General features: G+C 61.1%; 19 protein-coding genes and 1 riboswitch. Of the genes, 9 read left to right on the top strand and 10 right to left on the bottom strand.

Annotated features, from left to right (window positions below; genetic code table 11):
* Positions 1–22 precede the first annotated feature (22 nt).
* From V7M64_RS09330 to V7M64_RS09320, 3 genes are all read left to right on the top strand, one after another.
* Entirely contained in the window at positions 23–253 is a 231-nt protein-coding gene (locus tag V7M64_RS09330; RefSeq protein WP_333678807.1) for an addiction module protein, read from the top strand.
* 414 nt (positions 254–667) lie between these two features.
* The gene (locus V7M64_RS09325) at positions 668–1,018 is read left to right on the top strand and encodes a nucleotide pyrophosphohydrolase (RefSeq protein ID WP_333678805.1); all 351 of its coding nucleotides are present in this window, start codon (positions 668–670) and stop codon (positions 1,016–1,018) included.
* 251 nt (positions 1,019–1,269) lie between these two features.
* A complete protein-coding gene (locus V7M64_RS09320) occupies positions 1,270–1,479 on the top strand; it encodes an addiction module protein (RefSeq protein WP_333678803.1) in 210 nt (69 codons plus the stop codon).
* 39 nt (positions 1,480–1,518) lie between these two features.
* Here the strand turns inward: V7M64_RS09320 and V7M64_RS09315 are convergent, their stop codons facing one another.
* On the bottom strand, positions 1,519–1,857 hold the full coding sequence (locus tag V7M64_RS09315; RefSeq protein ID WP_333678801.1) for a hypothetical protein: 339 nt from the start codon (positions 1,855–1,857) through the stop codon (positions 1,519–1,521).
* Between the two features lie 74 nt (positions 1,858–1,931).
* On the opposite strand from V7M64_RS09315, the gene V7M64_RS09310 reads away from it, so the two are divergent.
* Positions 1,932–2,375 (top strand): UPF0158 family protein, encoded by a 444-nt coding sequence (locus V7M64_RS09310; RefSeq protein ID WP_333678799.1) that lies wholly within the window; start codon positions 1,932–1,934, stop codon positions 2,373–2,375.
* A 77-nt stretch (positions 2,376–2,452) separates the two neighbouring features.
* Positions 2,453–2,833, top strand: coding sequence for a VOC family protein (locus tag V7M64_RS09305; protein ID WP_333678797.1), 381 nt, complete (start codon positions 2,453–2,455; stop codon positions 2,831–2,833).
* Positions 2,834–2,880: 47 nt separating this feature from the next.
* Here V7M64_RS09305 and V7M64_RS09300 read toward each other — a convergent pair whose 3' ends face one another.
* Positions 2,881–3,252, bottom strand: a complete 372-nt coding sequence (locus tag V7M64_RS09300; protein WP_333678796.1) for a nuclear transport factor 2 family protein — start codon at positions 3,250–3,252, stop codon at positions 2,881–2,883.
* Between the two features lie 107 nt (positions 3,253–3,359).
* On the opposite strand from V7M64_RS09300, the gene V7M64_RS09295 reads away from it, so the two are divergent.
* Positions 3,360–3,881: a dihydrofolate reductase family protein gene (locus tag V7M64_RS09295; RefSeq protein WP_333678795.1), complete on the top strand. Its 522-nt coding sequence runs from the start codon at positions 3,360–3,362 to the stop codon at positions 3,879–3,881.
* Between the two features lie 163 nt (positions 3,882–4,044).
* On the opposite strand, the gene V7M64_RS09290 is transcribed toward V7M64_RS09295, so the two are convergent.
* From V7M64_RS09290 to zwf, 6 genes are all read right to left on the bottom strand, one after another.
* Positions 4,045–5,625, bottom strand: a complete 1,581-nt coding sequence (locus V7M64_RS09290; RefSeq protein WP_333678793.1) for a peptidase S10 — start codon at positions 5,623–5,625, stop codon at positions 4,045–4,047.
* A gap of 78 nt (positions 5,626–5,703) precedes the next feature.
* A complete protein-coding gene (locus tag V7M64_RS09285; protein ID WP_333678791.1) occupies positions 5,704–5,838 on the bottom strand; it encodes a hypothetical protein in 135 nt (44 codons plus the stop codon).
* Between the two features lie 146 nt (positions 5,839–5,984).
* Entirely contained in the window at positions 5,985–6,629 is a 645-nt protein-coding gene (locus tag V7M64_RS09280) for a bifunctional 4-hydroxy-2-oxoglutarate aldolase/2-dehydro-3-deoxy-phosphogluconate aldolase (protein WP_333678790.1), read from the bottom strand.
* A gap of 127 nt (positions 6,630–6,756) precedes the next feature.
* The gene (gene edd / locus V7M64_RS09275) at positions 6,757–8,568 is read right to left on the bottom strand and encodes a phosphogluconate dehydratase (protein WP_333678789.1); all 1,812 of its coding nucleotides are present in this window, start codon (positions 8,566–8,568) and stop codon (positions 6,757–6,759) included.
* Positions 8,569–8,756: 188 nt separating this feature from the next.
* A complete protein-coding gene (pgl, locus tag V7M64_RS09270; RefSeq protein ID WP_333678787.1) occupies positions 8,757–9,449 on the bottom strand; it encodes a 6-phosphogluconolactonase in 693 nt (230 codons plus the stop codon).
* Complete coding sequence (gene zwf / locus V7M64_RS09265; protein ID WP_333678785.1) at positions 9,446–10,936, bottom strand: glucose-6-phosphate dehydrogenase; 1,491 nt, start codon at positions 10,934–10,936, stop codon at positions 9,446–9,448. Before zwf ends, pgl begins: the two co-directional genes overlap by 4 nt.
* 274 nt (positions 10,937–11,210) lie before the next feature.
* Here zwf and V7M64_RS09260 point away from each other — a divergent pair, with 274 nt between their 5' ends.
* On the top strand, positions 11,211–11,963 hold the full coding sequence (locus V7M64_RS09260) for a GntR family transcriptional regulator (protein ID WP_333678784.1): 753 nt from the start codon (positions 11,211–11,213) through the stop codon (positions 11,961–11,963).
* A 341-nt stretch (positions 11,964–12,304) separates the two neighbouring features.
* Here V7M64_RS09260 and V7M64_RS09255 read toward each other — a convergent pair whose 3' ends face one another.
* Together V7M64_RS09255 and V7M64_RS09250 are read right to left on the bottom strand one after the other, a co-directional pair.
* Positions 12,305–13,333 carry a hypothetical protein gene (locus V7M64_RS09255; protein ID WP_333678783.1) on the bottom strand — a complete coding sequence of 343 codons (1,029 nt, stop codon included), beginning with the start codon at positions 13,331–13,333 and terminating at the stop codon, positions 12,305–12,307.
* Between the two features lie 120 nt (positions 13,334–13,453).
* A complete protein-coding gene (locus tag V7M64_RS09250) occupies positions 13,454–14,431 on the bottom strand; it encodes a hypothetical protein (protein ID WP_333678781.1) in 978 nt (325 codons plus the stop codon).
* A 143-nt stretch (positions 14,432–14,574) separates the two neighbouring features.
* Positions 14,575–14,798: riboswitch (cobalamin riboswitch) on the top strand.
* 136 nt (positions 14,799–14,934) lie between these two features.
* Here V7M64_RS09250 and V7M64_RS09245 point away from each other — a divergent pair.
* Positions 14,935–16,833 (top strand): TonB-dependent receptor, encoded by a 1,899-nt coding sequence (locus tag V7M64_RS09245; protein WP_333678779.1) that lies wholly within the window; start codon positions 14,935–14,937, stop codon positions 16,831–16,833.
* A 287-nt stretch (positions 16,834–17,120) separates the two neighbouring features.
* On the top strand, positions 17,121–20,300 hold the full coding sequence (locus V7M64_RS09240) for an efflux RND transporter permease subunit (RefSeq protein WP_333678777.1): 3,180 nt from the start codon (positions 17,121–17,123) through the stop codon (positions 20,298–20,300).
* Positions 20,301–20,498 lie beyond the last annotated feature (198 nt).

Genomic DNA, 20,498 nt, shown 5'->3' with positions numbered 1-20,498 from the left:
TCTACTGCTTTACAGGACTCCCATGGACCTGAAATCTCTCGAAAGTGAAGCACTCAGCCTTTCCTCCCAGGAAAGAGCGCAACTGGCCTTTGATCTGATCGATCGCCTCGAATCATTTTCCCCGGCGGAAATCGAGCAGCTATGGATGCAGGAAGCACTTCGCCGGAATGAGCAGATCGACTCCCAAACAGTGGCTCTGACGAGCGCAAGAGATGTCTCAGCCAAGGCTCACGCTCGTCAACTGAAGGATTGACCATGTTCTTATTCAAAACTTCCGGCGCAATGTTACCCAGTGTCGTAAAGACCGAAAAGCATGCCTTCCGTAGCCAACCACTTGATTGGTACATCGGTGAGTTGGCTCTCGTCAGCAAAAATCTGCCGACTGCGCGAGGACCGAGCACCAGATTCAGTACATCATGGCACTCGAATCAATTCGAAAGCTTGTTCCTGGCGAGTCCGAGAAATATTGGCCTGGCACTGAGGGACGTTGGCGCAACTTCGTGCAATGCCGGGGTACACGACGTATTGCTCGGCCATTCAATCTGACAGAAGTGCTTGGAATCTCCGCAACTGAGTACTCACCGGTCATGACCTTCAAGCGCTTCTCAGTCGAGCACGAGGCACAAATCCGCGCCTTTCTCAAACATCGTGAGCCGGAGTTAATCGCATGAGCTCCGCTGTCACGGAGCTACAAAAAAGGCTGCGGACATTCGTCGCAGCCCGTGACTGGGCGCAGTTCCATTCCCCGAAGAACCTAGCCATTGGCCTTGCAACTGAGGCAGCGGAAATACTCGAAGTATTTCTGTGGATGACCGAGGCAGAGAGCTCAAATCTCAGTGCTGATAAGCTCGCTCGCCTCAAGGAGGAGATCGGGGATGTTCAGCTCTACCTATTAAACCTCGCAGATAAATTCTCGCTTGACCCACTGGAATGCGCATCGGTTAAGTTGGAAACAAATGAACTCAAATACCCCGCTGATCGTGTCCGCGGAAGTGCCAAGAAATACAATGAATACTAGTCGATCGCGACCTAATAATTCATTTAAGGAAACACTTGGGCGACGCGACTTCACTCAGATGTTGAGGCTCTGCACGATGCTCCTTCCCAACAGGTCGGCTCTGCGGTTCGACAGCGGCAAGCACATACCCCTTAAGCTCCATCGCCATTCGGGAAATGAGTCTGCCGAAAACGTCATCGCATTCTTGCCGCTGCTCGAACGAAGCAATGCACTATTGGAACGCGGCACCCTTCGGCATATCCTGTATACCCATGAACATCAATCTTTTGAAGCTACCCGTTAACGAACGCATCCTCCTCGTCGAAGACCTGTGGGATAGCATTGCGGCTGATAAGAACGCTCTTACACTGACCTCAGAGCAGCGCTCCGAACTCGATCGTCGCTTGGACGCCTACGAAGCAGATGGTCATTCCGGTCGCCCGGTCGCCGACGTCATTGCAGATATACGCAAGAAGCTATGAAAAATATTGTCCGGCTCAGGAATGAGGCGGATCGGGATCTCACCGATGCAGCTTCTTGGTACGAACAACAACGCGTTGGGCTTGGCCACGAATTTCTCGATGAGGCCCAATCACTGTTCGACCGGATTGGTGAGGAGCCACTTGCCTTTCCGGTTGTACATAGAAATGCGCGTCGCGCAGTAATGAACCGATTCCCTTTTTTGCATTTATTTTGTCGTGGATGGGATCGATGCGGTTGTCTTTGCCGTCATCCACGGAACTCGTCACCCTGGCCGCTGGAAAAGTCGCAAATAGCGACGCGCTCAACAAGGGCGTGACGGAAAGATGCAGCACCTGTTGGCGCGAACGCCAACCGCTCTTCAAGGAATTGCCGCTCATGGCACAAACAGTCCCCATACTGCCGGATTCAATGATGATTGACGGCGCTCATGTGAAATAAATACGTTTCCACGATGACGACCGAACGCATACCCGTCAATTTAAACGACCTGCTCGACGCACTCACGTGGGTAAGCGGCGGTAATCTGGGTTCCGAACCTGAGGCCTATGTGTCCCGGCAGACCGGCAAGGTGTATTGGTCCGGCACCGCCGAGTTCGGCGTGGACGAAGATCTGCCGGAAGACATCGACGATCCTGATCGCTATGTGCCCGTACCGCACAAGAACGATCTTGATCTGGGGCGGGACCTCGTTTTCCACTTTGCCAGGCAACATTTGCCCGATGCATACGAGCTGGTCTATGACTTCTTCCGCAAGCGCGGCGCCTATGGCCGGTTCAAGGACTTGCTGATACGCAAGGGGCAGCTTGAGCACTGGAATGACTACGAAGACAAAGCCACTCGACAGGCGCTGCGTGACTGGTGCGAGGAAAACGGGCTCGAAATTGCCGAGCCATAAGCAGCGCAGCGTTGCTATCGGATCGCCCCGAACATGTTGGGTTACCCTGCGCCAACCCTACCTACGATTTGGCGGCCATGCATCATTCAAGACTTTGCGCCCTGCTTATCGACTGCAACGTACCTAACATCGACCAGGCTGCCCTGTTCTGGGCCAAGGCGCTGGGCCGTCCGGTCGACTATGAGCATCCGGGAACCCGCGGCAACTACCGCATGCTGGACACTCCACCCGACGAACCTATCGTGCAGATCCAGCGCGTCGAGCACGAAAGCCGCGTGCACATCGATATTGAAACGGACGACATTGAGGCCGAAGTGCGACGCCTGGAAAAACTCGGCGCCAGCATTGTCAGTCGCCTTGAACGGTGGGTGGTGATGCAAGCACCGAGCGGGCAGCGATTCTGCGTGGTGCGCGTGCAACGTCCCGGCTTTCCAAAAAATGCCAATCGCTGGGATTAGGGCAAATCGTTTGCGTTGAAGAGACACGCCATAGCTACCCCAGGCAGTCAATCGCTGTAATCGGCGACGTAGATCAGCAGGCCATCGCGCTCGCGATATTCGCTGCGTCCATCCAGGGCCATGCTTTGCCCTGCGCGGATGCCGTTGGGCAAGTCGATGGCGAAGGTACCCTGGAAGTGGATTTGCGCGTAGGCGATATCAGCCGCTTCGGCATAGGTGGTAATGGTTTGACGTCTCGCGGAGAACAATTGGCGAGAGTTTTCTGCAAGGTGGCGCAGCTCGTGGATGCCCACGGTACGGACACTGAGTACGCCGGCGGTGTAGCTTTCAAAGATCACCTCGCCATGCATGGTGGCGAGTATGGCGTTGATGTCGATGCGGTTGTAGGCGTCTATGTAGCGATCGATAAGGGCGCGCATGACATATCTCTGAGGTACGGCGTCGAGCATAGCGGAGTTGCGGAAACCGGTGCAGTAACGGGCGTAAGATGATGTCCTGGCCGCGAGGCATCATCGGAGGCGTCGCGATGAAGGCATCGGTGTTCGTCGGCATCAGCGTCGACGGTTTCATGGCCAGGCTCGATGGCAGCCTGGATTTTCTGCCGGAGGGCGGCGGTGAGCCGCACGGCTACGACGAATTCATGCGCACGGTGGACGCCTTGGTGATCGGGCGCAACACCTATGAAACCGTGCTGGGCTTCGGGGGATGGTTCTATGGCGAGAAACCCGTTTGCGTATTGAGCTCGCGCGAGCTTACGCCTGCACCAGCCGGAGCCATCGTGCAGCACATGGCCGGTGAGCCCAATGACATTGTCGCGAACCTCAGCGCCCAGGGTATCGGCCACATTTATGTCGATGGCGGTGTGACGATCCAGCGGTTTCTGCGCGCCGGGATGATTCAAAGACTTATTGTTACGCGAGTACCGGTGCTCATTGGCACAGGCATTCCGTTGTTTGGTGCGGTCGAACGGGACATTCGGCTCAAGCACGTTGCAACGCGCTCATATATCAGTGGCTTGGTTCAGAGCGAGTATGAAGTTGTTGCGTGATGTCGGCGACTGGCAATCGAGAAGGCCATGAAAGCATGCATTTCGTTGCGGCCGTCATTCCCGCGAAAGCGGGAATCCATTTTGCTCTGATGCACCCTTGAAAATGGATTCCCGCTTTCGCGGGAATGACGGTCCATAGGTAGCATCAACTCCGGCGTATACGTCAATGACCCTTGACGTTATCTGTCTGCTCGATAAATCGCGCCACGTTATCGTGCAGCAACTTCAATGACGCCTCGTGCGCATACACCATGTGCCCGGACGGATACCACGCGTAACTGATGTTGTTCATCAGCGCCGGCTGGATCGGCATATGGTGCATCTCGTAATCGGCGGCATAGAACGGTGTGGCCAGATCGTAGTAGCCGCCGTTGAGGAACACTTTCAGGTCCGGGTTGGTTTTCATCGCCTTGGCCAGGTCCGGCATCACATTGACGGCGCCATCGTGTCCGTCGTGCTTGAAGTCCCAATCGTTGACGTCGGCAAATTCGCGATAGACCTGGTCCTGGCCGAACTTGAGGTCCTTGCGCACGTAGTCGTTGAACGCCGCGATGTAGGCAGCGCTGATCGCGGACGATTGCGGATCGTATTGGGCTTCCTTGCTGAGCGGATCGAGCGACGGACCGGCAAAACGCGAATCCAGGCGACCGGTGGTGTCGGCATTGTCGGCCAGCAATTCATGCTCGAACATGCCGCCGGTGACGCGTAGATCGGCTTTCAGCAGATAGGCCACGGGAAGGCCGGTGTATTGATGCAGCTTCTCCGCCATGGCCTGCTTGCGTGCATCATCCAGGCGCGAACCCTGCATCAACGCCTGCGCGTAGTCGCCCAGCGCAAACTGCTCTACCTCTTGCAGGAACGGCTCCAGCGCAGCCGGCTGCTGTGGCAGTTTGTGGTGGTAGTACGCGGTAGCGGCAAAGGTTGGCAGCGCCAATTCGTAGGGCAGATCGACGCCCGGATTCTGGTCAGGTCCATCGATGCTGGTATCGAAATTGAGGATCTGCGAAAGCAGGATCACGCCATTGAGGTCGACACTGTTTTCGTTTTCCAGGTCATTGGCAAGCACAGCCGAGCGCGTGGTGCCGTAGCTTTCGCCGAACAGGTACTTCGGCGAGTTCCAGCGTCCGTAGCGCGACAGGAACTGCACGATGAATTGCGCGAAGGCGCGGCCGTCCCCGTCGACGCTGTAGATCTCCTTGCGGCGATCCTTCATCTGGTCCGCGCGCTTGGAGGCATCCGGATCGTTGGCGATCAGGCGGCTGAAACCGGCGCCGGGCGCATCGATGAAAACCAGGTCGGACGCATCGAGCAGGCTGTAGTCGTTGTTCACCAGCTGATAGGGCGCCGCAGGCGTATGGCTATCGTCCTTGGTCACCACGCGCCGCGGACCGAATGCGCCCATGTGCAGCCACACCGTGGCCGAACCCGGGCCACCGTTGTAGATGAAGGTGATCGGGCGCCTGGACGCATCGTCGACTTTCTTGAAATAGGCGGCGTAGAACATACTGACGGTGGGCTCGTTTTCCTTGTCGCCCTTGCCATGCAGCACGATGGTGCCGGCCACGGCCTTGTAGGCGATATGTTTTCCTTCTACGGAAACGCTGCCCTCGCTGGTAGAAGCTTGTGGGTGCAGCAAGGCGGCTTCCGGCTTTGGCTCTTCCGGCGTTTTATCTTTTTTATCGGCTGCGGCGGCATTGCCCAGCAACAGTGCAGCCAGGGCGAAAGCGAGCGGAAGCTTGCGCATGGGAATCCTTCATACGGCGCATTCGCGCGGAGATTCCCAGCTTAGGCAGCAACGGTAACGAGTTTCATACGCCAAAAGTCACTGTGCTGCCTGCGCGAAGCGCGCCCGATAGCGCGCCGGGCCCACTTTCGGCACGTGGGGGAAAGGATGCCGCAGCGTATCGGCGCTGCCGTAGCGGCAGGCATCGGGCGACCGTTGTGAGAAGCCGTGCATGCGTTCGCCTGCGAGCGAGGCCGGAACATCCAGGCAAACGCCGGCGTGGAACCTCGACACAGCGCGATTTTATCGCCGGCTCGTGCGACGGGCATGATCAAGCGGCGATATGCACTGCCGCTTGCTTCTATACCCAGGGGCGATGATCAGCCGTGCAGCGCCGCGGCTTCGCGCGCCAATTGTTCGATACCGGCCCAGTCGCCCGCCTTCAGTTTGTCACCCGGCGTAAGCCACGAGCCGCCGACGCACAGCACATTGGGCAGCGAGAGAAAATCCTTCGCGCCGCCGAGGGAAATACCACCGGTGGGACAGAAGCGGATCTGCGGCAGCGGACTCGCCCATGCGCCGAGCAGCTTTGCACCGCCAGCCGGAACGGCGGGGAAGAACTTCAAATGCCGATAGCCACGCTCCAACAGCGCCATCGCCTCGCTGGCGGTGGCGATGCCAGGCAGCAAGGGCAGGGCGCTGTCGTCAGCGGCGGCAAGCAGCCTGGGCGACATGCCGGGCGACACGGCGAAGCGCGCGCCGGCCTTTTCCGCCGCATGCAGATCGTTCGCGGTGAGCACGGTGCCGACACCGACCACCGCACCTTCCACTTCCGCGGCAATGGCGCGGATGGCATCGAGCGCAGCCGGCGTGCGCAGCGTCACCTCGATCGCCGGAATGCCGCCGGCCACCAGCGCACGCGCCATCGGCACGGCGTGCTTGGCGTCTTCGATGATCACCACGGGAATGACCGGCGCCAGGCGCATGGTGGTTTCGACGTGTTGTTGCTTGGTTTCGATGTTCATAGATGATCCAAATACGCCTTATGGCCGTCATTCCCGCGAAAGCGGGAATCCATGTAGACCTGGGGCAAAAGCGACAATGGATTCCCGCTTTCGCGGGAATGACGACCGCATGGGGATGGTGCGATGTTCAAAGCACGCCTGCGCCAAGATCGGCAGCGACTGCATTGCGACGGAAAATGCCGAACAATTCGCGTCCCATGCCGTGCTGGTGCCGCGAAAGATCTTCCACCGCGGGTGCGCGTGCCGCGAATTCGGCGGCGTCAACCAGCACGTCGAGCGTGCCTTTCATGGCGTCCAGTCGAATCACGTCACCATCCTGCACCCTCGCGATCGGGCCGCCATCGTCGGCTTCCGGCGTCACGTGGATCGCCGCCGGCACGCGGCCACTCGCACCGGACATGCGGCCATCCGTCACCAATGCGATGCGATGGCCGCGATCCTGCAATACCGCCAGCGTGGGCGTGAGCTTGTGCAGTTCCGGCATGCCGATCGCGCGCGGTCCCTGGAAACGCACCACGGCGATGAAATCACGGTTGAGCTCGCCACGGTCGAACGCACGCTTGATGTCGTCCTGGTCGTGGAAGACGACGGCCGGGGCTTCGATCACCAGGCGATCATCCGGCACCGAAGACACCTTGATCACCGAGCGGCCAAGGTTGCCGTTGAGCATGCGCAGACCGCCGTCCGCGCGGAACGGTTCGCTGGATGCACGCAGCACGCCCCGATTGCCGCTTTCCTTGGAGACCGGTTTCCAGTTGAGCTTGCCGGCTTCGTCCAGCTCCGGCAGCTGCGCATAGCTGGAAAGCTCGGTGCCCATGATCGTGCGTGCGTCACCATGCAACAGGCCGGCGCCCAGCAACTGGTCGATCAGGAACCCCATGCCGCCGGCGTCGTGGAAATGATTCACGTCGGCATAGCCGTTCGGATACACGCGCGCCAGCAATGGCACCACTGACGACAGCGCGTCGAAGTCTTCCCAGCGCAACGCAATACCCGCCGCCTGCGCGATTGCCACCAGGTGCAGCAGGTGATTGGTGGAACCGCCCGTCGCATGCAGGCCGATCACGCCGTTGACGATGGCTCGCTCGTCGACGATATGGCCGATCGGCAGATGCTCGCCCGCCTTGCCCAGCGCCGCGCAACGGCGTACCGCTTCGGCGGTGAGCGCATCGCGCAGCAACGTATCGGGCGCGACGAAGCTGGAACCGGGCAAATGCAGGCCCATGATCTCCATCAACATCTGGTTGGAATTGGCGGTGCCGTAGAAGGTGCAGGTGCCGGGTGCGTGATACGACGCCGCTTCCGCTTCCAGCAGTTCGTCGCGACTGGCCTTGCCTTCCGTGTACGCCTGGCGCACTTTGGATTTCTCATCGTTGCTGATGCCGCTGGGCATCGGGCCGCTGGGCACGAACACGCCGGGCAGATGGCCGAAGCTCAGCGCGCCGATCAATAGACCAGGCACGATCTTGTCGCAGATACCCAAGTACAGCGCGCCGTCGAACATGTCGTGCGAGAGCGCGATGGCAGTGGTCATGGCAATCAGGTCGCGCGAAAACAGCGACAGCTCCATGCCGGCACGGCCTTGCGTTACGCCATCGCACATCGCCGGCACGCCCCCGGCCACCTGCGCGGTAACGCCGGATTGGCGCGCGACCTCGCGGATGAATTCCGGGTAGCGCTCGTACGGCTGATGCGCGGACAGCATGTCGTTGTACGCCGTAACGATGGCGAGGTTCGGCGTGTGGCCTTCGCGTAGGGCCGCTTTGTCGTGCGTATTGCAGGCGGCGAAGCCATGGGCGAGGTTGCCGCAAGAGAGCCGTGCGCGGTGCGGCCCGTCGATGACGGCCTTGTTGATGCGTTCGAGATAGGCAGCGCGCGAGGCGTGGCTGCGTTCGCGCAGGCGCTCGGTAACTTGGGCGACGACGGGGTGCAAACTCATTTCATGCTCCGGCCGAGCGGGCTCGGCGTTGATGCGTTCTTAAATGCCTGGTCTTGCGTTGCCGTCATTCCGGCGAAGGCCGGAATCCAGTTTGAATACGACGTGCGAAGCACTCAAAGCCAAATAGCGTGTGCTTCGCACGGTGTACTTGACTGGATTCCGGCCTTCGCCGGAATGACGAGCGACGTTTACGGACACCAATAGATTTCCAACGGCCGACCAGCACCCAGCACGCTGGCGATCGGCAGCCTGCTGCCCGGCTTTTCAGCCTCCGCCAGCACCTCGCGCTTGTCGCTGCCTTGAATATGCAGATACAACGTGCGCGCCTTCAGCAGCACCGGCAAGGTGAACGTGATGCGCGGCTCGCCCGCGCCCGGAGCGCGCATCGGCAGCACCAGGGCGGTGTTCGATGGATCGAGGGCTTCGCTCAAGCGGTCGCCGCCGGGGAAAAACGAGGCGGTGTGTCCATCCGGCCCCATGCCCAGCACGATCACGTCGAATGGCTGCTTCAAGGCGGCCACGGTGGCGCGCACTTCGCCAATGCCGGCTTCCGGCGTGGCAGCCTCCACGTACAACGGTACGAATTCGGCATCCGCGGCTTTCCGTTGCAGCAACAACGACTCCACCAGGCGCGCGTTGGAGCGCTCGTCGGTGTCGGGCACCCAACGTTCGTCGACCAAGGTGACGGTGACGCGCGACCAATCCAATGCTTCGTTCGACAACGCGTCGAACAGGCGCTTGGGCGTGCTGCCGCCGGAGACGGCGATGACGGCTTCGCCGCGCGCGTCGATCGCTTCGCGCAGCTTGCCTGCGATGCTGGCCGACAGCGCCGTGGCCAGCGCTTGAGCCTCGTCGAACGCGTGCAGAGGTTGCTCGCTCACTGCTCGAAATCCTCGTCCCAGGTGCGGCCATCGCGTTCGATCAGGGCGACCGCCGCGCTCGGGCCCCAGGTACCGGAGGTGTACGGACGCGGCGACTCGCCGCCCGCGGCCCATGCGGCCAGGATCGGACCGGCCCAGTTCCATGCGGCTTCCACTTCATCGCGGCGCATGAACAGGGTGGGGTTGCCGCGCACCACGTCGAGCAGCAGGCGCTCGTACGCATCGGGCTGCTGCACGCCGAAGGCTTCGGCGAAGCTCATGTCCAGCGGTACGTGGCGCAGGCGCAAGCCACCGGGACCGGGGTGCTTGATGGTCAACCACAGCTTCACGCCTTCATCCGGCTGCAGGCGGAGCACCAGGCGGTTCTGGGCGAGCGGCCCGGCCGATGACGTAAAGATCGAGTGCGGCACCGGCTTGAATGCCACCACGATTTCCGACACGCGCTCGGCCAGGCGCTTGCCCGTGCGCAAGTAGAACGGCACGCCGGACCAGCGCCAGTTGGCGATTTCCGCCTTGAGCGCGACGAAGGTTTCGGTGTTCGATTTTTCCACCTTCGACTTGGCGTCGGCGTTCAGGTCTTCCATGTAGCCCGGTACGCTCTGCCCTTCGGCCGCACCAGCGCGGTACTGGCCGCGCACGGTGAGCTGCGCGGCGTTGCTTTCGTTGATCGGCTTGAGCGAGTGCAGCACTTTCAGTTTTTCGTCACGTACCGCGTCGGGCGACAGTGAGGCGGGCGGTTCCATCGCCACCATGCACAGCAGCTGCAGCATGTGGTTCTGCACCATGTCGCGCAGCGCGCCGGCGTGGTCGTAGTACGGGCCGCGGCGGCCGACACCGAGCGTTTCGGCCACGGTGATCTGCACGTGGTCGATATGGCCGGCGTTCCACAGCGGCTCGAACAGCGCATTGCCGAACCGCAGCGCCAGCAGGTTCTGTACCGTTTCCTTGCCGAGGTAATGGTCGATGCGATAGGTCTGCGATTCGGCGAACACCTGGCCGACGTCGTCATTGATGCGGTTGGCGCTGGCCAGGTCGTGGCCGATCGGCTTTTCCAGCACCACGCGCGACTGGCCCTGGTTGAGGCCATAGCCGCCCAGGCGCTGGCAGATGTCCACGAACAGTTCCGGCGAGGTGGACAGATAGAACACGCGCACGTGGTCGGGGCACTCGCCCATCAGCCTGGCGAAGTCGTCCCAACCGGCATCTTTGCGGGCATCGAGCGGGCGGTAATGCACCAGCTTGAGGAAGGCGTCGACCTTGTCGGCCTGCTTGGAAGCGGCCCCATTGAGCGCACCACGAACCTGGGCACGGTAGCCGTCATCGTCCAGGCCTTCGCGGGCGACGCCGACGATGCGGCTGCCGGGCTGGATCTGGCCGTCGACAAAGCGGTGGAACAGGGCAGGGAGCAATTTGCGGACGGCCAGGTCGCCGGTGCCGCCGAAAATCACCAGGTCGAACAGCTCGACCGGTAGGGCAGGTGCAGTCACAACTCACCTCATCGAATGCGGGCAGCCGCGACAGTGCGACCGCCGGGGAAAGGCCGATGGTACCAATGCTATACCAGGCAATACCAGTCCCTTGTGCAGTGCAAACGTATGCATTCTTTTCATAACGGCGGGAATCGTAAGCGGGCCGCCGGAAATCGTAAAAATCGGCACAACTGCTCGCCCGGCCGCCGCGATCCCGCACCGGCTGCGCCGGACGATGGGGCATGCAAAGACCAGTTGTCGCAGTGGTTACGCATTGGTATGGTCTGCAACTATGCAGAATGCCCTGGCCGAGGAATACCGGCGACTGAGCCGCGATACCACCACCCACCAGCCGCTGGCTTACCTGCGGCTGCGGCGGGCCATTCGCAACGTGATCCAGCATCGCGACATCGAGCCCGGCCAGACCCTGCCTAGCGAACGCGATTTATCGCAGGCCCTGGGTTTGTCGCGCGTGACGGTGCGCAAGGCCATTTCCGGCCTGGTTGAAGAGGGCCTGCTCACGCAACGCCATGGCGCCGGTACCTTCGTGGCCGAGCGCATCATCAAGCCGATGTCGCGCCTCACCAGCTTCACCGAAGACCTGCGCGCACGCGGCCTGCACCCGCGCTCCGAATTCTTCGAGCGCAGCGTGGGCGAGGTGACGCCGGAAGAATCGATGGCGCTCAATCTTTCACCGGGCGTGCTGGTGGCGCGCCTGCATCGCGTGCGCTACGCGGAAGACGAGCCCCTGGCGATCGAGCGCAGCGTGGTGCCGGCCAGCGTGCTGCCGGATCCGCATGAGGTGCACGATTCGCTGTACGAAGCGCTGGGGAAATACGACTGCCGCCCGGTGCGCGCGTTGCAGCGTTTGCGCGCAGTGCTGCTGGCCGCACGGCAGGCGCGCTTGCTGCATGTAAGTGTCGGCAGCGCGGGCCTGCACATCGAGCGGCGTGGATTTCTCGACGATGGTCGCGTGGTGGAATTCACCACGTCGTGGTATCGCGGGGATATCTACGATTTCGTGGCGGAGTTGCAGACCGATTGAAGGCCTGTGCGGGTGATTTTACAGCTCATCGGGTTAGGCGCCGCCGTTGTCGGCCAGGACGACTGCCGCATTGGCAATGGAATCGGGGTTGTTCGAGGCCGTGTCCAGGCGTATCGGCCGCCGCACGCGCTTGCCGCCGCTCGGCTCCTGTCGGGTGGAAGTGTGTCGATACGCACGATCGCATCTCCCAGTTAGTCGCGGTGCTACACCTACTTCGCCGCAGTCTATTGAAGCCAACATTTTTCTATCCCGACGATTCGGCATCCGCGACGCGTGCCACACAGTTCGCGTGGCAGACGTGACTATCGCCCCATCGACGGACAGATTAGGAAGCTCGGCGGCTAAGTTTCGTACCTGTACCTGGCGGTATCGTCACCAGCGTCGTCGAGCGCTTTATCTCCAGCCAGCACCTGGATTCCATACGCATAGGGGTCCGGGGTATCCGGCGCATCATCTTCGTTAAACGGAACACTACGTCCATTCTCATCGGGCTTCACCACGTAACCGCGGTTTTTGTCGTACGTCATGTAAAAATGGTCATGCATGCCGACGTCCGAATGAGCCACCTCGTGAACCAGGGTCTTTTTTAGATTACCGTCATTGTCCAAATAACCACGGTCATCACCGTACAGTTTGTCTGCATTGAGAACGATTTGGCCGGTATACCTGCCTGTGCTGTCCATGGGCGCATACGCAACGATGTCCGAATGACGATTGCGGGAAAGCTCAAGGTATATATCCCCGCCGTTGTTCTCGATATGCCTTTTAATTCCATCGCGCAGGCGCTCCAGCTTGGCCTGTACCTCGGAAGATCCCGCTTTGCTCCCGAACAATTGCTGCATGCTTGTTCGTGTATTGGCGTCCCAGGATTCGGGATGGCGATGTACATCGCATGCTTTCCTGGCATCTTCATAAGCTTCTCCAAGAAGCCGCATGACTCTTGCCTGTACCTGGGGGTCAAGTGACAGTTCGATAAATGCGCCGCCGTGCACGCCACGGTCATATCCGCCGACCACGGCGTCATTGCCTGGCGGGTTCGGCCGGCTGTTTGCAGGTCCGCTTGGAACCTGGGCGTCTCCACTGGAATTGTCGATGCCAAAGAGCGAGCAGAAGCCCCTGAAGAAATCGCAGGGAGTGGCTTTTTTACCATTAGCCCAATCAGAGATGACCCCGAATGGCGTGTAATACAGTATTGACCGCGACTCGCGCGCGCCGCCCGCTGGGGAACCGTGGCTAGATTGAGGAAAGCCGCCGTATGAACCAGCTGGCGGGCTTACTTCCGGTGAAGACAGCGTAAGCGCGGAAGAAGCATCCAGCACTGCATGGTGATAAAGAAGGGCGGGCGCGTTTGTGGGCTTGATATCCACCATCTCATCCTCTTGTTGAGGTCTTGCGCTATTGCGGCAAAGAACGCCTATTCCTGTCTGGAGATAGCCATCGCGATGGGAACCTTCCAGGCCAAACATCCCAGCGGCGTGGCTTTCTCACTCCTACCGCGCCCATACTTCTACCGGTGTCCGAAATTCGCGCCCGTTCATCCCCAGCATTAATGCTGCCCATGCGATGGAGTCGGGGTTTTCCGGAGCCTCCTCGATGCTGCCGTCGTGGCCATCGACCTCTCTTGTGTAGAAACCAATCCGGTCGCTGTAGCCCACGTAAAAGCGGTCTCGCAGGTCGGAAAAATGCATGGCCTCATGACTTAGCGTCAGCATGAGCGACTCATCCGTGTTCTTGTCGATAATAGGTTTGCTCAATACCACTTCGCCCGTCGGCCCAGCCTCCCCAAGGACGGTATATGCAGAGGTTTTTTCTTCGCCGGGCTCGGGAGAAACCTCAAGGAAGATTCGCTGCGGGTTGTCTCTCAGCTGTTGCATGCCGTCGAGCGAGGTAGCCAGCCCGGTCTTTATCCTGGCCCGTACGTCCGGACGAGTGATCCCTTCCCCGAACAACTTCTTCATTGCCGTCATTGTCTTGCCAGTCCACGTTGACGGGCTGTCCATCAGGTTATAGGCCCTCCATGTGTTTTTGATGGTTTCATCCAGGACCCTGCTGACCCTTTTTTCCACAGCGGGAACCGACGACAGGTCGACAATCCTTCCGGCATTTTTTCCGGATTGAATATCGCTTGAACTGGTTACTCCATATCGGGCTTTACTGGCAGGGCCTTGCGTACTGTTTTCGTATCCGCCATCGACCCCTGCCAGGCTGCATATGCCCGGAAAGAAGCTACAGGTGAGGCCTTTTCCTTCAATCAGGTTTTGCAGGACGCCAAAGGGCGTCCTATCCCACACCTCACGGAATATGGATCGAGGCTTTCGGCCGGCGCCCGCAAACGGGTTATTGGTCGGCTGGACGAAATCACCCGACAGATCGGTTTGCGACGTTATCGCCGGAGTACTCGCGGCGGCATCTTCTGCCGCCGAAGAGTGATACGCATGAGACGTTGGGTTAATAGTCGGGCTGTCCATTGTCTTATCCTCGCTTCGTCGGCCCAATAACTACATCGCCGCGCTTGCAAAAAGGCGTTATCTGCTTATCGGCCCCTTTTCGCGCTCGAACCGGACAGTGCGGGACAAGATGCATAAATTGCCCGGACCGCGTTCCATCGGCTACAGTGGCGCCCGTTCCAGGTGTCCCCACGGCGAAAGCAAAAGGGATGAAACGGGAAGCCGGTGCGCTGTTTGCGCAGCAAGTCCGGCACTGCCCCCGCAACGGTAAGCGAGTCATTGCAGCGATAAGGCGCCACTGTGCGTAAGCATGGGAAGGCATTGCTGACGGCATGTGCAAACATGCCACTCGCAAGTCCGGAGACCGGCCCGGAACAGGTTCTGGCATTCGCGGTGGGCGAGGCACGGAGTTCGCGCTGCGGCGTTCTGCGCCTGGTCGCCTTCCGTTCCCTTTTTGCTCCGCCCGATGCCGGCTCGCTGACGACTTGCGCCGCGCGGGGACGCGCGGCAGGGGAACATCCATCGTGTTGAAGAAACATGCGCTTGCAGCCGCCTTGCTGCTGTCACTGGCCGCGCAGGCCGCTTACGCTCAATCAAACGACGGCCAGGACGGCTCGCTGACGCCGGTGATCGTGACTGCCACGCGCACCGCCATCACCGCCAACGAGGCGCTGTCCTCAGTCACCGTGATCACGCGCGAAGACATCGAGCGCCTGCAGCCGGTATCGGTGGTCGACCTGCTGACTGGCCTGCCCGGTGTGTCGATCGCGCAAACCGGCGGTATCGGCGGGCAATCCTCGCTGTATCTGCGCGGCACCAATGCCACGCATGTGCTGGTGCTGATTGACGGCGTGCGCATCGGCTCGGTCAGCATCGGCCTGCCAGCGCTGGAGCAGATTCCGGTGCAGGCGATCGATCGCATCGAGATCGTGCGCGGCCCGCGCGCCAGCCTGTACGGCTCGGATGCGATCGGTGGCGTGATTCAGATTTTCACCCGGCACGGTCAGCCGAACGGCGACATTTCGCCGTCGGTAAGCGTTACCGGCGGCAGCCATGGTTACGTAAATGGCCAGGCCGGCGTTTCCGGCGGCGATGCGCGTCTGTGGTACAACGCGAGCCTCGGCGGCACCTACACCGGCGGCATTCCCAATTGCCGCATGGGCGCGGCGGAACGCGGCATTGCCTGCTACGTGGACGATCCGCGCAACGACGCCTATCGCAACTGGAACGGCTTCGCCAACATCGGCTATCGCTGGGACAACGGCACGGAGCTCGCCTTCGACTGGCTGCGCAGCAAGAGCAACGCGGAATTCGCCGGCAGCCCGTACAGCGGCAATGACAGCCTGGAAGAGCAGTACGTGGCCGGCGCGCGCCTGAGTTTCACGCCACTGCCGATGTGGAAAGTCACGCTCGACGCCGGACAAAGCCGCGACGATCTCGCCAGCTACTACCAGGGCACTTATTTCAGCCAGTACTACCCGCGCATGGCCACCGGTTATTTCAATTCACGCCGCAACCAGGCGTCGTGGCAGAACGACATCACGCTGGCGACCGACCAATTGCTCACCGTGGGCGTGGATTACCAGCAGGAACACGTCGCCAGCGACACGGCTTTCCAACAAACCACCCGCGGCGATACCGGCACTTTTGCGCAATACCAGGGCAGCTTCGGCCATAACGAAGTGCAGCTCGCCGCGCGCCACGATCACAACGATCAATTCGGCAATCACAACACGGGCTCGGCGGCGTGGGGCTATCACTTCGAAAACGGACCGGTGCTGTCGGTGAGCTACGGCAGCGCGTTCCACGCGCCCACGTTTGATGACCTGTACTTTCCGCCCCTCGGCGGCTTTCCGACGGCCAATCCGGATTTGCGGCCGGAAACCTCGCGCAGCGCGGAAATCGGCCTGACACAGCAGTTGCAGCACTGGAACTGGGGCGTCAACGCCTACCAGACCACCATCGACAACCTGATCGTGCTGGACCAGAACTACGTACCGCAAAACCTGAGCCGCGCACGCATCCGTGGCGTGGAAGGCCAATTCGGCTTCAACCTGGACGACTGGCGCGTGCAGAGCTATCTCACGCTGATGCAGCCGAAGAACAACGACGGCGGCGCCAACAACGGCAACCTGCTGCAGCGCCGTGCGCAACGCACCGCACGAGTCGACGTCGATCGCAGGCTGGGCCGGTTCAACCTGGGCGCGACGTTCTTTGCCTCCAGCAAGCGCTACGACGACATCGCCAATACCGAACGCATGGGCGGCTATGCCACCACCGACCTGCGAGCAAGCTACAGCTTCGCCCCGGATTGGCAGGTGGAAGCCAAGCTGGCGAATGTGTTCGATCACAGCTATGAGACGGTCTACTACTACAACGAGTTGGGTCGCACCTGGTACTTGACGGTGCGCTACGGCCTGTAAGGCAGCAGATGCCAAGCAGGCTGGGGTGCCAATCCCGGCATCCACGCGAATGCTGGGATTGCATCCCTGCCTGCTGGCCCATCCTGGCTCCGACCTTGCCTCTCAGGAGAGGGAAAATCAACGCCATGCCTTTCGGCACGGCCCGACTTCAGGCACATTTGCGCTTCTGGCCCCCAAGGCATAAAGGCGCCCATGAATGTGCCCTTCTGTTTGCTTGCGCCACGGCCAGCGCGGGACGCGCGCGGCCGTGGCTTTCGTTTGCCTGACGTCTTGGCGCAGGTAACGGCATGAATATCTTCGCCCCCATCATCCGCCGCCCCATCGGCACCTCGCTGTTGGCGATCGGGTTGACCATTGCCGGCTTCTGCGCCTACCTGATGCTGGGCGTGGCGGCGTTGCCGACGCTGGATTTCCCCGGTGTGTTCGTCACCGCCGCGCAGCCGGGCGCCAGCGCGCAGACCATGGCCAATACCGTGCTCGCCCCGCTGGAGCGCCATCTTGGCCGCATCCCCGGCGTGCAGGAGATTTACGGCAACGCCAACCAGGGCAGCGCAACGGTGATGGTGCGCTTCGACTTCGGCCGCAACATCGACAAGGCCGCGGTCGACGTGCAGACGGCGATCAACGCCGCCCAACCCGACCTGCCGGCGCTGCCCAGCCCGCCGCAATACTTCAAGTTCGACACCTCGCAGATTCCGATCCTGCACGTGGCGCTGACCTCGAGCAGCATGCCACCGGACAAGCTCTACGATCTCACCGACACACTGCTCAGCCCCGCGCTCGCGCAGATTCCGGGCGTGGCACGAGTGGAACTGTTCGGCGGCACGCCGCATGCGGTACGCGTGGACGTGAATACCTCCGCGCTGTCGGCCAAGGGCCTCACCGCCAACGACGTCCGCAATGCACTGATCGCCGCCAACGTCACCTCTCCGCAGGGCATGCTGAGCGACGGCCAGACGCAGATGATGGTGACGGCCACCGATGCGCTGCACACGCCGGCCGATTTCGCCAAGCTGGTGATCTCCAACCACAAGGGCGTGCCGGTCTATCTGTCCGATGTCGCCAAGGTCAGCAGCGGCGAACAGGATAAATATCAGGCCGCATGGTTCAACGGCATGCGCACGGTGGGCCTGCAGATCAACAAGCGGCCCGAAGCCAATGCGGTGGAAACCGCCGAAGCGGTACGCGCCAAGCTGCCGCAATTGCGCCACCTGCTGCCGGCCGACGTGCAGATGACGCCGATCTTCGACTTCACCGAAAGCACCAAGGGCGCGCTGCACGAAGTGGAAGTGGCGCTGCTGATCAGTATCGTGCTGGTGTCGCTGGTCATGCTGGTGTTCCTGCGCCGGTTGCGGCCCACCTTGATCGCCTCGCTCAGCGTACCGCTGTCGCTGGCCGGCGCGTTCGTGGTGATGTGGTCGCTCGGCTACACGCTCAACACGCTGTCGCTGGTGGCGCTGGTGCTGTGCATCGGCTTCGTGGTGGACGACGCCATCGTGGTGATCGAGAACATCTTCCGCCACATGGAACATGGCGAGGCGCCGCTGGATGCCGCACTGCGCGGCGTGAGCGAAATCGGCTTCACGGTTATTTCCATCACCTTGTCGCTGATCGCCGTGTTCGCGCCACTGCTGTTCGGCAACAACATGCTGGTCATGCTGTTGCGCGAATTCTCCGTGACGCTTACCGCCGCGGTAGTGATTTCCGCCATCGTGTCGTTGACGCTCACGCCTGCACTGTGCGGCCGCTATTTGAAGCCCGAGTCGGCCTATGCCGGATCGCCTTCGCGCATCGAGCAGGCGCTGCACCGCTTCGACCGCTGGTTGCATGGCCACTACGAGCGGGCGCTGGACTGGTCCATGCGCCACCGCCGCCTGATGCGCTGGCAGCCGCTTACCTTGCTGATCCTTACCGCCGTACTCGGCTGGGCGATCGTCAAGACGGCGGGCGGCACCTTCATGCCGGATCAGGACACCGGCCAGCTCGCCGTGTCGCTCAAGGCCGACGCCAACATCTCGCCCACGCTGCTGGCCACGCGCGTGCAGCAGGCCAACAAGCTCCTGCAGGACGACCCGGCCACGCAGGATGTGCTGACGGTGCTGGGTTCGGAGAACAACGGAGGCGGCGCGGTGGGCAATGCCGCCTCGATGTACGCCGACCTCAAGCCGCGCGGCGACAAGCCGGGCCAACGCAAGGAAGACATCAAGAAGGTGATCGAGCGGCTGGAGAAGAAGTTCGAACCGATCGCGGGCATCAAGGCGTACTTCAACCCGATCCAGTTCTTCAACGGCGGCGGCGCCGGCGACAACCAGGGCCAGTACGAATTCCAGATCCTCGATACCAGCGGCGGCCAGGATTTGCAGCCGATCACGCTGCAAATGGTGCGCAAGCTGCGCACCATTCCGCAGCTTTCCGACATCAGCAGCAATTTCGACCTGGTCGGCAAGCAGCAGGAGATCAAGATCGACCGCGAGAAAGCCGGCCGCCTGTTCGTGAACATCGGCGACATTGACTCGGTGCTGCTCAACTCCTTCGGGCAGAACCAGGTCTCGGTGATTTACTCGGATATCAATCAATATCGCGTGGTGCTGACTTCTTCCAGCTCCGAATCGATGAGCGCCGAGTCACTGCTCAACCTGTACGTGCGCAACAGCAAGGGCCAGATGATCCAGCTATCCGCGCTGGCCAGCATCGTGCCTGACATGAGCCCGCTCGGCATTCGCCACCACAACCAGCAACAGGTGGCGACCATCAACTACAACCTCAAGCCCAAGGTGCAACAGAGCACCGGTATCGACCTGGTGCAGCAAGCGGCGTTCTCCATCCACATGCCGCCTGGCGTGCGGCTGGATTTCACCGGCGCCAACCAGCAATTCCAGCAGGCGCAGTCCAATGGCGGCATCCTGCTGCTGGCATCGATCGTGGCCATGTACATCGTGCTGGGCATTCTCTACGAAAGCCTCGGCCATCCGCTGACCATTCTCTCCACCTTGCCGGCGGCAGGCATGGGCGCGTTCCTGGCGATGCTGGTGACACATACGCCGCTGTCGTTGATGGCGATCATCGCCGTGCTGATGCTGATCGGCATCGTGAAAAAGAACGCCATCCTGATGGTGGACTTCGCACTGGTGGCGCAACGCGAACACGGCCGCTCGCCGCCGGAGGCCATCCGCGAAGCCGCACTGGTGCGCTTCCGTCCCATCACCATGACCACGCTGGTGGCGATGGGCGCGGCATTGCCGTTGGCGATCGGTTTTGGCATCGGCTCGGAAATGCGCCAGCCGCTGGGCATCGCGATCGTTGGCGGCCTGCTGGTATCGCAGTTGCTGACCTTGTTGAGCACGCCGGCGATCTATCTGTGGTCATACGATCGTCGCCTGCGCAAGGAAGCACGCAAGGCGCGGCGTGCGGAGAAGCGGCGCTTGCGAGAATTGGCGCAGCAAACGCCGGCGATCGAGATGGATTGATTCCTCTCGTCATTCCGGCGAAAGCCGGAATGACGAGAGGTCACCCATTACAGCCTCATGCAAGCCTCGCCATGCCTTATGGCACGGCCCGACTTCATGCACATTTGCACGCACACGCGTCAGCGTATGAAGTGCACATGGATACTTCTCATACGCGCAACAGCCGTGCATGCGGCTTGTACATGGCCGTCGTCCGTG

Source organism: Dyella sp., from assembly GCF_036746095.1.
GTDB lineage: Bacteria > Pseudomonadota > Gammaproteobacteria > Xanthomonadales > Rhodanobacteraceae > Dyella_B.
This window is presented reverse-complemented; position numbering and strand designations above follow the sequence as displayed.

What these genes read in the sequence shown, in the direction of transcription:
- V7M64_RS09330 (WP_333678807.1), top strand. Translation starts at nt 23, where the DNA reads ATGGACCTGAAATCTCTCGAAAGTGAAGCACTCAGCCTTTCCTCCCAG.
- V7M64_RS09325 (WP_333678805.1), top strand. Translation starts at nt 668, where the DNA reads ATGAGCTCCGCTGTCACGGAGCTACAAAAAAGGCTGCGGACATTCGTC.
- V7M64_RS09320 (WP_333678803.1), top strand. Translation starts at nt 1,270, where the DNA reads ATGAACATCAATCTTTTGAAGCTACCCGTTAACGAACGCATCCTCCTC.
- V7M64_RS09315 (WP_333678801.1), bottom strand. Translation starts at nt 1,857, where the DNA reads ATGAGCGGCAATTCCTTGAAGAGCGGTTGGCGTTCGCGCCAACAGGTG.
- V7M64_RS09310 (WP_333678799.1), top strand. Translation starts at nt 1,932, where the DNA reads ATGACGACCGAACGCATACCCGTCAATTTAAACGACCTGCTCGACGCA.
- V7M64_RS09305 (WP_333678797.1), top strand. Translation starts at nt 2,453, where the DNA reads ATGCATCATTCAAGACTTTGCGCCCTGCTTATCGACTGCAACGTACCT.
- V7M64_RS09300 (WP_333678796.1), bottom strand. Translation starts at nt 3,252, where the DNA reads ATGCGCGCCCTTATCGATCGCTACATAGACGCCTACAACCGCATCGAC.
- V7M64_RS09295 (WP_333678795.1), top strand. Translation starts at nt 3,360, where the DNA reads ATGAAGGCATCGGTGTTCGTCGGCATCAGCGTCGACGGTTTCATGGCC.
- V7M64_RS09290 (WP_333678793.1), bottom strand. Translation starts at nt 5,625, where the DNA reads ATGCGCAAGCTTCCGCTCGCTTTCGCCCTGGCTGCACTGTTGCTGGGC.
- V7M64_RS09285 (WP_333678791.1), bottom strand. Translation starts at nt 5,838, where the DNA reads ATGCACGGCTTCTCACAACGGTCGCCCGATGCCTGCCGCTACGGCAGC.
- V7M64_RS09280 (WP_333678790.1), bottom strand. Translation starts at nt 6,629, where the DNA reads ATGAACATCGAAACCAAGCAACAACACGTCGAAACCACCATGCGCCTG.
- edd (WP_333678789.1), bottom strand. Translation starts at nt 8,568, where the DNA reads ATGAGTTTGCACCCCGTCGTCGCCCAAGTTACCGAGCGCCTGCGCGAA.
- V7M64_RS09260 (WP_333678784.1), top strand. Translation starts at nt 11,211, where the DNA reads ATGCAGAATGCCCTGGCCGAGGAATACCGGCGACTGAGCCGCGATACC.
- V7M64_RS09255 (WP_333678783.1), bottom strand. Translation starts at nt 13,333, where the DNA reads ATGGTGGATATCAAGCCCACAAACGCGCCCGCCCTTCTTTATCACCAT.
- V7M64_RS09250 (WP_333678781.1), bottom strand. Translation starts at nt 14,431, where the DNA reads ATGGACAGCCCGACTATTAACCCAACGTCTCATGCGTATCACTCTTCG.
- V7M64_RS09240 (WP_333678777.1), top strand. Translation starts at nt 17,121, where the DNA reads ATGAATATCTTCGCCCCCATCATCCGCCGCCCCATCGGCACCTCGCTG.